Raw genomic sequence first — 13667 nt, 5'->3', positions numbered from 1 at the left:
GGGATCCCTTTGTCAGCCCCGAGAGACCTCCGACGGATTCGCATCACAAACTACAGACCAAGGCAGTTGCTCTACGGAGCCGCTTAGCGCCCCATCACCAGGCAAGCCATTCACAGAAGAGAGCACTACACCCACGGGCAAAAAAAAGGGCGACCCGAAGGTCGCCCTTTTTACCGATCAAACAGAACTCAGTTCTGCTTGGCCATTGCTTCGCGCAGCAGCGCAGCCATGGTGGTATCGGCAGCCGCTTCCGGAGCGTTTTTCAGGCTCTGGATGGCTTCGCGCTCTTCAGCGTCGTCCTTCGACTTGATGGACAGGCTGATGACGCGGGATTTGCGATCGACGCTGATGATCTTGGCTTCGATCTCTTCGCCTTCCTTCAGCACGTTGCGAGCGTCTTCAACGCGGTCACGGCTGATTTCGGAAGCTTTCAGAGTAGCTTCGATGTCGTCGCCCAGGGTAACGATGGCGCCTTTGGCGTCAACTTCCTTGACGATACCTTTGACGATCGCGCCCTTGTCGTTCAGAGCAACGAAGTTGGAGAACGGATCGTCTTCCAGTTGCTTGATGCCCAGGGAGATGCGCTCGCGCTCTGGGTCAACCGACAGGATGACGGTTTCCAGCTCGTCGCCCTTCTTGAAGCGACGCACGGCTTCTTCGCCGGCTTCGTTCCAGGAGATGTCCGACAGGTGAACCAGACCGTCGATGCCGCCGTCCAGGCCAATGAAGATACCGAAGTCGGTGATCGACTTGATGGTACCGGTGATCTTGTCACCCTTGTTGAACTGGCCGGAGAAATCTTCCCATGGGTTCGATTTGCACTGCTTGATACCCAGGGAGATACGACGACGCTCTTCGTCGATGTCCAGAACCATGACTTCCACTTCGTCGCCAACCTGAACGACTTTCGACGGGTGGATGTTCTTGTTGGTCCAGTCCATTTCGGAAACGTGCACCAGGCCTTCAACGCCTTCTTCCAGCTCAGCGAAGCAGCCGTAGTCGGTCAGGTTGGTGACGCGAGCCATGACGCGAGTGCTTTCTGGGTAGCGAGCCTTGATAGCAACCCATGGGTCTTCGCCCAGCTGCTTCAGACCCAGCGAAACGCGGTTGCGCTCACGATCGTACTTCAGGACCTTGACGTCGATCTCGTCACCAACGTTGACGATCTCGGACGGGTGCTTGATACGCTTCCAGGCCATGTCGGTGATGTGCAGCAGACCATCGACGCCGCCCAGGTCGACGAACGCACCGTAGTCGGTGAGGTTCTTGACGATACCCTTGACCTGCTGGCCTTCCTGCAGCGATTCCAGCAGAGCTTCGCGCTCGGCGCTGTTTTCGGCTTCCAGGACGCTGCGACGGGAAACGACAACGTTGTTGCGCTTCTGGTCCAGCTTGATGACCTTGAATTCCAGCTCTTTGCCTTCCAGGTGGGTGGTGTCGCGCACTGGGCGGACATCAACCAGGGAGCCCGGCAGGAACGCACGGATGCCGTTAACGTCGACAGTGAAGCCGCCCTTAACCTTACCGTTGATAACGCCCTTGACCACTTCTTCGGCAGCGAAAGCAGCTTCCAGAACAATCCAGCACTCGGCGCGCTTGGCTTTTTCACGGGACAGCTTGGTTTCGCCAAAGCCGTCTTCGACCGCGTCCAGCGCAACGTGAACTTCGTCACCGACCTTGATGGTCAGCTCGCCAGCTTCGTTGATGAACTGCTCGAGCGGGATGACGCCCTCGGACTTCAGGCCAGCGTGAACGGTAACCCAGTCGCCGTCGATGTCGACAACGATACCGGTGATGATGGCACCCGGCTGAAGATTGAGGGTTTTCAGGCTTTCTTCAAAGAGTTCTGCAAAGCTTTCGCTCATTTTAATTCCTGTAGATTCGGGCGAAACAGACGCCCATAGCCACATTCCAGACAATGTGGGTTTCGTTTAAGTAAAGAAAAGCTGGCAGGACGTTGACTGGTGCCCCTGCCTGCTCTCCTCTCCATCAGACGAGGTCGCGTAGCGACAGCTCGCTCCTGATGCGTTGCAGCACCTGCTCGATGGACAACTCCGTGGAATCCAGCTGAATCGCATCGGCCGCCGGCTTGAGCGGGGCCACTGCGCGCTGGGTGTCACGCTCATCGCGCGCACGGATCTCATCTAGCAGACTTGACAGACTAACATCTTCACCCTTGCCCTTCAACTGCAGGTAACGGCGGCGAGCACGCTCCTCCGCGCTGGCGGTGAGGAAGACTTTCAAGGGGGCGTCCGGGAACACCACGGTCCCCATGTCACGACCATCGGCGATCAGACCGGGCGCTTCACGGAAGGCGCGCTGGCGTTGCAGCAGCGCTTCGCGAACCGCAGGCAACGAGGCGACCATCGACGCGCCAGCACCTACAGTCTCGGTACGGATGACATTGCTGACATCCTCGCCTTCGAGAATGATCTGCTGCAGCTTGCCCGGCTCGGCGGCGATGAACTGCACATCCAGATGAGCGGCCAGGGCCTTGAGCAACTCTTCATTGGTCAGGTCGACACCATGGTTGCTGGCGTTGAAGGCCAGCAGGCGGTACAGGGCGCCAGAGTCGAGCAAGCGCCAGCCCAGCTCTCGGGCCAGCAGGCCGGCAACAGTACCCTTGCCCGAGCCGCTCGGCCCGTCGATGGTGATGACCGGTGCTTGCGAACTCACGACTTGCCCTCTTCAGCAACACGAATACCGACTTCGGCGCACAGCGCCAGGAAGTTCGGGAACGATGTCGCGACGTTGGCGCAATCATGAATGACAATCGGCGCACTGGCGCGCAGAGAAGCAATGCTGAAGGCCATGGCGATGCGGTGATCGCCGTGACCGTGCACCTCACCGCCGCCGATCTGGCCGCCGTCAATGATGATGCCATCCGGGGTTGGCTCGCACTTCACGCCCAATGCAATCAGGCCGTCGGCCATCACCTGGATGCGGTCCGACTCCTTGACCCGCAGTTCTTCGGCGCCGCGCAGCACTGTACGCCCTTCGGCGCAGGCCGCGGCGACGAACAGCACCGGGAACTCGTCGATGGCCAGTGGCACCAGGTGCTCGGGAATCTCGATACCCTTGAGCTTCGCTCCACGCACGCGCAGGTCCGCCACAGGCTCGCCACCGACTTCACGCTGGTTTTCCAGGGTGATGTCGCCACCCATCAGGCGCAGGATATCGATCACGCCGGTGCGGGTCGGGTTGATACCGACGTGCTCCAGGACCAGCTCAGAACCCTCGGCGATGGACGCCGCCACCAGGAAGAACGCCGAGGATGAAATGTCCGCCGGCACTTCGATGCGGGTGGCGGTGAGCTTGCCGCCGGACTGCAGGGAAGCGACCGGACCATTCGACTCGACCGCGTAGCCGAAGCCGCGCAGCATGCGCTCGGTGTGGTCGCGGGTCGGCGCAGGCTCGGTGACGGTAGTGGTGCCCTCTGCGTAAAGGCCGGCGAGCAGCAGGCAGGATTTGACCTGGGCACTGGCCATTGGCAGCGTGTAGTTCAGCGCCTTGAGCTTGTGGCCACCACGGATGGTCAGCGGCGGACGGCCTTCAGGACCAGTCTCGACCACCGCGCCCATTTCACGCAACGGATTGGCGACGCGATTCATCGGACGCTTGGACAGCGAGGCATCGCCGGTCATGGTGGTATCGAACGGCTGCGCCGCCAGCAGGCCGGACAGCAGGCGCATCGAGGTGCCGGAGTTGCCGACGTAGAGCGGCCCGGGTGGCGGCTTGAGGCCGTGCAGGCCAACACCATGAATGGTCACGCGACCATGATGCGGGCCCTCGATGACCACGCCCATGTCGCGGAAGGCCTGCAAGGTGGCCAGGGCATCTTCGCCCTCGAGGAAACCTTCCACCTCGGTGGTGCCTTCGGCCAGCGAGCCGAGCATGATCGAGCGATGCGAGATCGATTTGTCGCCCGGTACGCGAATCCGTCCGGACACGCGGCCACCAGGTTGGGCCAGGAAAATCAGGTCGTTGGCGTTCATAGCGTCCACATAGGCCCGGCGGGCCAGGATTTTACTGAAATGCTCGCGGGCAACCCGGGCGCGGGTGAACACACCCAGCAGTTGGTGCCCGTCCCCTGCATCGACCGCGTCGCGCAAGGCGTCGAGGTCGCTGCGAAATGTATCGAGGGTGCGCAGGACAGCCTCGCGGTTGGCGAGGAAGATGTCGTGCCACATGATCGGGTCGCTGCCGGCGATTCTCGTGAAATCGCGAAAGCCCCCCGCAGCGTACCGGAAGATCTCCAGGTTTTCATTGCGCTTGGCCAGCGAGTCGACCAGACCGAAGGCCAGCAGGTGTGGCAAGTGACTGGTAGCGGCCAGTACTTCATCGTGACGCTCGACCGACATGTGCTCGACATCGGCATCCAGCGCGCGCCACAAACGATCGACCAGGGCCAGCGCCTGCGGGTCGGTTTCCGGCAATGGCGTGAGGATCACCTTGTGGCGGCGGAACAATGCCGCATTGGAAGCTTCCACGCCACTCTGCTCGGAACCCGCGATCGGATGCCCCGGCACGAAGCGCGGCAGCCGCTCGGCGAAGGACTCGCGAGCGGCACGCACCACGTTGCCCTTGGCACTGCCCACGTCAGTGACTACCGCGTCGCCCAGGTCAAGCTGAGCCAGGCGAGCCAGAAGCTTCTCCATGGCCAGGATCGGTACTGCCAACTGGATGACATCGGCGCCGACACAGGCGGCGGCGAGGTCTTCCTCGCAGCGATCGACCACGCCCAACGCCACGGCCTGCTTGCGCGACTCGGCATCGAGATCGACACCGACCACTTCGCGACACAGGCCGCTTTCACGCAGGCCCTTGGCGAAGGAGCCGCCGATCAGACCGAGGCCGACCACGACCAGGCGACCGATAAACGGTGCGGATTGTTTTGTTACAGCATCAACCACGAGTGCGAACCCTGTTCAGAAATCTAGGCAATCTGCGAGACCCATTGGGGCTGCGTTGCAGCCCACCGCCGGCAAGCCGGTTCCCACAGAGACAGCGCAGATCCGTAGGAGCCGGCTTGCCGGCGATGGGCCGCAAGGCGGCCCCCACGGACGAGATCAAAGCACCGCCTTCGGATAGGAACCCAGCACCTTCAGCGCCACGGCCTCCTGGCTGATCTGCTCCAGCACCGCCTTGATCAACGGATCGCGATGATGGCCGACGAAGTCGATGAAGAACACGTAGGTCCATTTGCCACTGCGCGACGGACGGGTTTCGATGCGCGTGAGGTCGATGCCGTTCTCATGGAACGGCACGAGCAGTTCATGCAGCGCACCCGGCTTGTTGCTCATGGACACGATGATCGAGGTCTTGTCGTCGCCGGTCGGCGGCACTTCCTGGCTGCCGATCATGAGGAAGCGCGTGGAGTTGTCCGGACGGTCCTCGATCTTCTCGGCCAGGCGCGTCAAGCCATACAGGTTGGCCGCCATGTCGCCGGCGATCGCCGCCGAGTTCCACTCGCCCTTGACCCGCTTGGCCGCCTCGGCGTTGCTGGACACCGCCACGCGCTCGACGTTCGGATAGTGGGCGTCCAGCCACTTGCGGCACTGGGCCAGCGACTGGGCATGGGAGTAGATGCGGGTGATGCTGTCAGTCTTGGTGTTCTCACCCACCAACAGATGGTGGTGAATACGCAGCTCGACTTCGCCACAGATCACCATGTCGTGCTCGAGGAAGCTGTCCAGTGTATGGCTGACCGCACCCTCGGTGGAGTTCTCCACCGGCACCACGCCGAAGTTGACGGCACCGGCCGCCACCTCGCGGAACACCTCGTCGATGGCCGCCATCGGGCGGCTGACCACGGCATGACCGAAGTGCTTCATGGCCGCCGCCTGGGTGAAAGTGCCCTCAGGGCCGAGGTAGGCAATCTTGAGCGGCTCTTCCAGGGCCAGGCAGGAAGACATGATTTCGCGGAACAACCGCGCCATCTCTTCGTTGTCCAGCGGCCCCTTGTTGCGCTCCATGACACGCTTGAGCACCGCGGCCTCGCGCTCGGGGCGGTAGAACACCGGCTTCTCGCCTTCGGCGAGGGTGGCGGTCTTGACCTTGGCGACTTCCTGGGCGCAGCGGGCACGCTCGCTGATCAGCTCGAGGATCTTCTCGTCGAGGCTGTCGATGCGAACGCGCAGCGCCTTGAGTTCCTGATCGGACATCAAGCGTGCTCCTTCTCGAACTCGGCCATGTAGCCGACCAGGGCCTCGACAGCTTCCAGACCCAAGGCGTTGTAGATCGAAGCACGCATGCCGCCGACCGAACGATGACCCTTGAGGTTCAGCAGGCCACGGGCGTCGGCGCCGGCGAGGAAGGCCTTGTCCAGGCGCTCGTCGGCCAGGCGGAACGGCACGTTCATCCACGAACGAGCGTTGTGGCTGATCGGGTTGGTGTAGAACTCGCTGGAGTCGATGAAACCGTACAGGCGGTCCTTCTTCGCGCGGTTGCGCTGCTCCATAGCCTCGACGCCACCTTGCTCCTTAAGCCATTCGAACACCAGGCCCGAGAGGTACCAGGAGTAAGTGGCCGGGGTGTTGTACATCGAGCCGTTGTCGGCCGAGACCTTGTAGTCGAGCATCGTTGGGCAGCTGCTGCGAGCACGGCCCAGCAGGTCTTCACGCACGATCACCACCACCAGGCCGCTGGGGCCGATGTTCTTCTGCGCGCCGGCGTAGATCAGGCCGTACTGGGAGACGTCGATCGGGCGCGAGAGGATGTCCGAGGACATGTCGACCACCAGCGGTACGTCACCGGCCTCGGGCACCCAGTCGAACTGCAGGCCGCCGATGGTCTCGTTGGACGCATAGTGCAGGTAGGCGGCATTCTTGCTCAACTGCCATTCGTTCTGACCAGGGATCGCCAGGTAGTCGTAAGGCTTGGCGCTGGCGGCAACGTTGACATTACCGAAACGGCGCGCCTCTTCGATGGCTTTTTTCGACCAGATACCGGTCTCGACGTAGTCAGCGACGCCGTTTTCCGGCAGCAGGTTCAGCGGAATCTCGGCGAACTGCTGGCTGGCACCACCCTGCAGGAACAGCACCTTGTAGTTGGAGGGGACGGACAGCAGGTCGCGCAGGTCCTGTTCGGCCTTTTCGGCGATGGCCACGTAGTCGTCGCTGCGATGGCTCATTTCCATCACCGACAGCCCCTTGCCGCGCCAGTCCAGCATTTCGGCCTGGGCACGCTGCAGGACAGCATCGGGAAGCGCGGCCGGGCCTGCGCAGAAGTTAAAGGCTCGTTTGCTCACATCCACTCTCGCTCTGCCAAATAGAACAAATCGTAACTTGCAGGCTCGCCAAACCCTGAAGCAGCGGCGTTGCCTGTTCCAATCAGTCAAACGGGGCGACCTTGGTCGCCCCGTTCGGGTTGTAGCTTCACTTATTCCTGAGGCGCCTCTTCGGCACCCGCGTCGCCCTCGCCCACCGCATCGAGCGGGGCGCCCTCCTCGTCCGTCTCGATCAGCTCGTCGAGCTCTTCCTCGGATGGCTCCTGGACACGCTCCACACCGACCAACGTCTCGTCGGCGGCCAGCTTGATCAGCGTAACACCCTGGGTGTTACGGCCCAGGCTGGACACTTCGCCAACCCGCGTACGCACCAGCGTGCCCTGGTCGGAGATCAGCATGATCTCTTCGCCTTCCTGCACCTGGATGGCGCCAGTCAGCAGGCCGTTACGCCCCTTGGTGCCCATGGCGATCACACCTTGGCCACCACGACCACGACGCGGGAACTTCGACAGCGGAGTACGCTTGCCGAAGCCGCGCTCGGAGGCGGTGAGGATCTGCGCGCCAGACTCCGGAATCAGCATGGAAATGATGCGCTGCCCCTTGCCCAGTTTCATGCCACGCACGCCACGGGCGGTACGGCCCATTTCGCGCACGACGCTCTCGGCGAAGCGGATCACCTTGCCGGCGTCGGAGAACATCATGACTTCCTTGGCGCCGTCGGTGATAGCCGCGGCGATCAGGGTGTCACCCTCTTTGAGCTTCAAGGCGATCAGGCCATTTGAGCGCGGGCGAGCGAACTGCACCAGCGGGGTCTTCTTGACGGTACCGGAGGCTGTGGCCATGAAGATGTAGGCACCGGTAGGCTCGGCGGCCCACTCAGGCGTGTCGCCGTCTTCCTCGTCGACTTCCTCGACCTCGACCAGCTCACCCTCGATCACACCGTCGTCACCGTCTTCCAGCTCTTCTTCCGGATCGGCGTGCTGCTGCAGGGCTTCCAGGTCGATCTGCAGCATGGCGGTGATGCGCTCACCCTCCTCCAGCGGCAGCAGATTGACCAGCGGACGACCACGGGCGGCGCGGGAGGCCTCGGGAATGTCATAAGTTTTGAGCCAGTACACCTTGCCCTTGCTGGAGAACAGCAGGAGCGTCGCGTGACTGTTGGCGACCAGCAGATGTTCGATGTAGTCCTCGTCCTTCACGCCAGTCGCCGACTTGCCCTTGCCGCCACGGCGCTGGGCCTGGTAGGCGGACAACGGTTGCGTCTTGGCGTAGCCGCCGTGGGAGATGGTCACCACGCGCTCTTCTTCGGGGATCATGTCGCCGTAGTTGAGGTCGTGACGGGCATCGAGGATTTCGGTGCGACGGGCATCACCGTACTCGGCACGGATCGCTTCGAGCTCTTCGCGGATCACTTCCATCAGGCGCTCGGCGCTGCTGAGGATGCGGATCAGCTCACCGATCTGCTCCAGGATTTCCTGGTACTCAGCCAGCAGCTTCTCATGCTCCAGGCCGGTCAGGCGGTGCAGACGCAGGTCGAGGATGGCCTGGGCCTGTTCCGGCGACAGGTAGTACTTGCCTTCACGCAGACCATACTGCTCCGGCAGGTCTTCCGGGCGGCAGGAGTCGGCGCCGGCACGCTCCACCATCACCTGCACGGCACTGGATTCCCAGGCGGTGCTGATCAGGGCTTCCTTGGCCTCGGACGGCGTCGGCGAAGCCTTGATCAGGGCGATGACCGGATCGATGTTGGACAGCGCAACCGCCTGACCTTCGAGAATGTGGCCGCGCTCACGAGCCTTGCGCAGCTCGAACACGGTACGACGCGTCACTACCTCACGGCGATGACGGACGAACGCCTCGAGCAGGTCCTTCAGGTTCAGCAGGCGCGGACGACCGTCGATCAGGGCGACGATGTTGATGCCGAACACGCTCTGCAGTTGCGTCTGCTGGTAGAGGTTGTTGAGCACCACCTCCGGCACCTCGCCGCGACGCAGCTCGATGACGATGCGCATGCCGTCCTTGTCGGACTCGTCGCGCAACTCGGTGATGCCTTCGATCTTCTTCTCTTTGACCAGCTCGGCGATCTTCTCGATCAGACGCGCCTTGTTCAGCTGGTAAGGGAGCTCGGTGACGACGATCTGCTGGCGGCCACCGACCTTGTCGATGTCTTCGATTTCCGAACGGGCGCGCATATAAATGCGGCCACGGCCGGTGCGATAGGCCTCGATGATGCCCTGGCGACCGTTGATCAGGCCTGCTGTCGGGAAGTCCGGGCCCGGGATGAACTGCATCAGCTCATCGACCGTGATATCGGAATTATCGATCAGCGCCAGGCAACCATCGATCACTTCGCCCAGGTTGTGCGGCGGGATGTTGGTGGCCATGCCCACGGCGATACCGCTGGAACCGTTGACCAGCAGGTTGGGGATCTTGGTCGGCATGACCGCCGGAATCTGCTCGGTACCGTCGTAGTTGGGCACCCAGTCGACGGTCTCTTTGTGCAGGTCGGCCAGCAGCTCGTGGGCCAGCTTGGCCATGCGCACTTCGGTGTATCGCATGGCCGCGGCATTGTCGCCGTCCACCGAACCGAAGTTGCCCTGGCCATCGACCAGCAGGTAGCGCAGCGAGAACGGCTGCGCCATGCGCACGATGGTGTCGTACACGGCGGTATCGCCGTGCGGGTGGTACTTACCGATCACGTCACCGACCACGCGGGCGGATTTCTTGTACGGCTTGTTCCAGTCGTTGCCCAGCTCGCTCATCGCATAGAGAACGCGACGATGCACGGGCTTCAAGCCGTCACGCGCATCGGGCAGCGCTCGCCCGACAATCACGCTCATCGCGTAGTCGAGGTAAGACTGTCTCAGTTCGTCTTCGATATTGACCGGGAGGATTTCTTTGGCCAGTTCGCCCATGAGAAGCCTGATTCCTTTTTCTGGTGAAACTTCGCCTGGTCCCTCGTAGGACGAACGAAGCTCGCCGCCGCTGCGTGAAGAGTAGCGACGACATACGACAAATCAATGAGTTGTGCCATGGATCTGCGCAATGAAGGCCGCCGCAATGAACGGCCTTGGAAACTGCCGGATGGTATCACAAACGCTGGACGCATGGGAGATGTGGCAGGTTGCCGTGCAGCACTATCCGAATGAATTGAAAAACGCCTCAATGGAGGCGTTTACGGCACATCAACTGGGCGATTTTCACCGCGTCCGGACGCTCGACCACCCCCTTTTCGGTGACGATCACGTCGATCAGGTCGGCCGGCGTGACATCGACCACCGGATTGTACGCCTCGACGTCGGCCGTCACCTGGATGCCCGCCACCTCCAGCAGCTCTTCCACACCGCGCGTCTCCAGCGGGATATCCTCGCCCGTGGCCAGGTTCAGATCGATACTGCTGCTGGGCGCCACCACCATGAAGCGCAGCCCGTGGTGCATGGCCGCCACCGCCAACTGGTAAGTGCCGATCTTCGCCGCCACGTCACCATTGGCGGCAATGCAGTCGGCGCCGACCACCACCCAGCTGATGCCCTTGGTCTTCATCAGATGCCCTGCCGCCGCGTCGGCCACCACGGTCACCGGCACGCCGTCGGCGGCCAGTTCCCACGCGGTCAGGCGCGACCCTTGCAGCCACGGACGGGATTCGCAGGCATAAACCTGCTCGACCATGCCCTCCAGCGTGGCGGCGCGAATCACCCCTAGAGCGGTGCCGAAGCCACCGGTGGCCAGGGCCCCGGCGTTGCCGTGGGTGAGCAGGGCCTGCTCGCTGCCTTGGTGCTTGCGGATCTGCTCGACACCGAACTGGGCCATGGTCAGGTTGGCTTCACGGTCACTTTCATGGATGGCGATCGCCTCGGCCTCCATGACCGCCAGCACATCCTCACCCGGACGCAGGCGCTGCAAGCGCTCTCGCATGCGGTTGAGCGCCCAGAACAGGTTGGCCGGCGTGGGGCGCGCCTCGCCCAGCATCAGGAAGTCCTCTTCCAGGGACTCCTCCCACCCCTCGCCTTCGGCCAGGCGCCGACGCAGCGCCAGCACCAGCCCGTAGGCGGCGCTGATGCCGATTGCCGGGGCGCCGCGCACAACCATGTCGCTGATCGCCTCGGCCACCTGCGCCACATCGGTGCAGGCCAGCCAGCACTGCTCCAGCGGCAACAGGCGCTGGTCGAGCAGGTGCAGCACGCCATCGTGCCATTCGATGCCCGTCACCGTCTCCGCCGCCATCAGTTGCTCGCGCATCGCCTCTCCCCGTCGCCCTGGCATCAAAAGGCGGCGATTATAGCGACCCTCAGCCGCGGCCGCTCGGGTATACTGCGCGTTTAACCAAACCAACCCTGGTATATACCGCGCATGTCCTCCCCCATGCCCCCTCTAGACCTGTTGCTGGCACCACGCTGGCTGGTACCCGTGGAGCCGGCTGGCGTGGTACTGGAACATCATGCGCTGGGCATCCGCGATGGCCAGATCGCCTGGCTCGGCCCGCGTGAGCGTGCCCCATCAGCGAACCAGGTGCGCGAGCTCCCCGATTGCCTGCTCACCCCCGGCCTGGTCAACGCCCACGGCCATGCCGCCATGTCGCTGTTCCGGGGACTGGCCGACGACCTGCCGCTGATGACCTGGCTCGAGGAGCACATCTGGCCGGCCGAAGGGCGCTGGGTCGATGAAGCCTTCGTGCGCGACGGCACGGACCTTGCCATTGCTGAACAACTCAAAGGCGGCATCACCTGTTTCGCCGACATGTACTTCTTCCCCCGCCAAGCCTGCGACCGCGTGCACCGCAGCGGCATCCGCGCACAGATCGCCGTCCCCCTGCTGGACTTCCCCATCCCCGGCGCGCGCACGCCGGAAGAGGGCCTGCACCTGGCCATCGAGCTGTTCGGCGACCTGCGCCACCACCCGCGCATCACTGTCGCCCTTGGCCCGCACGCCCCCTACACCGTCAGCGACGCGAACCTGGAGAAGATCCGCATCATCGCCGACCAGCTCGACGCGCCGCTGCACATGCATATCCACGAGACCGCCGGCGAAATCGAGCAGGCCCTCGAGGACAACGGCGAGCGCCCGCTGGCCCGCCTCGCCCGCCTGGGCCTGCTCGGCCCAAATCTGCAGGCGGTGCACATGACCCAGGTCAGCGACGAAGATCTGGCGCTGCTGGTAGAAAGCAACACCAGCGTGGTCCACTGCCCCGAATCCAACCTCAAGCTGGCCAGTGGCTTCTGCCCGGTGGAGCGCCTGTGGCAGGCTGGCGTGAATGTGGCGGTCGGCACCGATGGCGCCGCCAGCAACAACGACCTCGACCTGCTCGGCGAGACCCGTACCGCCGCCCTGCTGGCCAAGGCGGTTGCAGGTTCGGCCACGGCGCTGGACGCCCATCGCGCCCTGCGCATGGCCACGCTCAATGGCGCCCGGGCACTGGGGTTGGAGGCTGTTACCGGCTCGCTGGAAGTGGGCAAGGCCGCCGACCTGGTCGCCTTCGATCTCTCCGGCCTGCAGCAGCAACCGGTGCACGACCCGGTCTCGCAACTGATCTACGCCACCGGCCGCGATTGCGTGAAAGACGTCTGGGTGGCCGGCCACGCCCTGGTTCAGGATCGCTGCCTGACGCAGATGGACGAAGCCGCGCTGGCCAGCACCGCCCGCGCCTGGGGAGCCCGCATCGGCGGGCGCAACGAATAACCGGCCGGCAGCCACGGCTGCCGCCTGTAGCACTTTCATCGAAGATTCAGAGGACCGTTCACATGAGCAACGTCGACCACGCCGAAATCGCCAAGTTCGAGGCCCTGGCCCATCGCTGGTGGGACCGCGAGAGCGAGTTCAAGCCACTGCACGACATCAACCCGTTGCGGGTCAACTGGATCGACGAGCGCGTGAGCCTGGCCGGCAAGAAGGTGCTGGACGTCGGTTGCGGCGGCGGCATTCTCAGCGAGGCGATGGCCCAGCGCGGCGCCACCGTCACCGGCATCGACATGGGCGAGGCGCCGCTGGCGGTAGCCCAACTGCACCAGCTGGAGTCCGGCGTGGACGTCGAATACCGGCAGATCACCGCCGAAGCCCTGGCCGAGGAGATGCCCGAACAGTTCGACGTGGTCACCTGCCTGGAAATGCTCGAACACGTGCCCGACCCGTCATCGGTGATCCGTGCCTGCTACCGCATGGTCAAGCCGGGCGGCCAGGTGTTCTTCTCGACCATCAACCGCAACCCCAAAGCCTACCTGCTGGCCATTATCGGCGCCGAGTACATCCTCAAGATGCTGCCGCGCGGCACCCATGACTTCAAGAAGTTCATCCGCCCTTCCGAACTGGGCGCCTGGAGCCGCGTCGCCGGGCTTGAAGTGAAGGACATCATCGGCCTCACGTACAACCCGCTGACCAAGCACTACAAGCTGAGCAACGACGTCGACGTCAACTACATGATCCAGACCCTGCGCGAGGAATGAGC

At 63.3% G+C, this 13667-nt stretch carries 9 protein-coding genes; 2 read left to right on the top strand and 7 right to left on the bottom strand.

What is annotated here, in order from left to right; translation table 11 throughout:
• Positions 1-188: 188 nt before the first annotated feature.
• From rpsA to mtnA, 7 genes are all read right to left on the bottom strand, one after another.
• The gene (gene rpsA / locus JYG34_RS07050) at positions 189-1865 is read right to left on the bottom strand and encodes a 30S ribosomal protein S1 (protein WP_011532776.1); all 1677 of its coding nucleotides are present in this window, start codon (positions 1863-1865) and stop codon (positions 189-191) included.
• A gap of 124 nt (positions 1866-1989) precedes the next feature.
• Positions 1990-2676, bottom strand: a complete 687-nt coding sequence (cmk, locus tag JYG34_RS07045) for a (d)CMP kinase (RefSeq protein WP_213660048.1) — start codon at positions 2674-2676, stop codon at positions 1990-1992.
• Positions 2673-4913, bottom strand: a complete 2241-nt coding sequence (locus JYG34_RS07040; RefSeq protein WP_213660047.1) for a bifunctional prephenate dehydrogenase/3-phosphoshikimate 1-carboxyvinyltransferase — start codon at positions 4911-4913, stop codon at positions 2673-2675. The genes cmk and JYG34_RS07040 overlap by 4 nt, the downstream gene beginning before the upstream one ends.
• 156 nt (positions 4914-5069) lie before the next feature.
• Positions 5070-6164, bottom strand: coding sequence for a prephenate dehydratase (gene pheA, locus JYG34_RS07035; RefSeq protein ID WP_011532773.1), 1095 nt, complete (start codon positions 6162-6164; stop codon positions 5070-5072).
• Positions 6164-7249 carry a 3-phosphoserine/phosphohydroxythreonine transaminase gene (gene serC / locus JYG34_RS07030; protein WP_213660046.1) on the bottom strand — a complete coding sequence of 362 codons (1086 nt, stop codon included), beginning with the start codon at positions 7247-7249 and terminating at the stop codon, positions 6164-6166. The genes pheA and serC overlap by 1 nt, the downstream gene beginning before the upstream one ends.
• A 131-nt stretch (positions 7250-7380) precedes the next feature.
• Positions 7381-10143, bottom strand: coding sequence for a DNA gyrase subunit A (gyrA, locus tag JYG34_RS07025; RefSeq protein ID WP_213660045.1), 2763 nt, complete (start codon positions 10141-10143; stop codon positions 7381-7383).
• A gap of 247 nt (positions 10144-10390) precedes the next feature.
• The gene (gene mtnA, locus JYG34_RS07020; protein WP_213660044.1) at positions 10391-11467 is read right to left on the bottom strand and encodes an S-methyl-5-thioribose-1-phosphate isomerase; all 1077 of its coding nucleotides are present in this window, start codon (positions 11465-11467) and stop codon (positions 10391-10393) included.
• Positions 11468-11590: 123 nt separating this feature from the next.
• Here mtnA and JYG34_RS07015 point away from each other — a divergent pair, with 123 nt between their 5' ends.
• A complete protein-coding gene (locus JYG34_RS07015; RefSeq protein ID WP_434011218.1) occupies positions 11591-12904 on the top strand; it encodes a TRZ/ATZ family hydrolase in 1314 nt (437 codons plus the stop codon).
• Between the two features lie 62 nt (positions 12905-12966).
• A complete protein-coding gene (ubiG, locus tag JYG34_RS07010; RefSeq protein ID WP_011532768.1) occupies positions 12967-13665 on the top strand; it encodes a bifunctional 2-polyprenyl-6-hydroxyphenol methylase/3-demethylubiquinol 3-O-methyltransferase UbiG in 699 nt (232 codons plus the stop codon).
• Positions 13666-13667: the final 2 nt, after the last annotated feature.

Source organism: Pseudomonas entomophila (assembly GCF_018417595.1).
Classification (GTDB): domain Bacteria; phylum Pseudomonadota; class Gammaproteobacteria; order Pseudomonadales; family Pseudomonadaceae; genus Aquipseudomonas; species Aquipseudomonas entomophila_C.
This window is presented reverse-complemented; position numbering and strand designations above follow the sequence as displayed.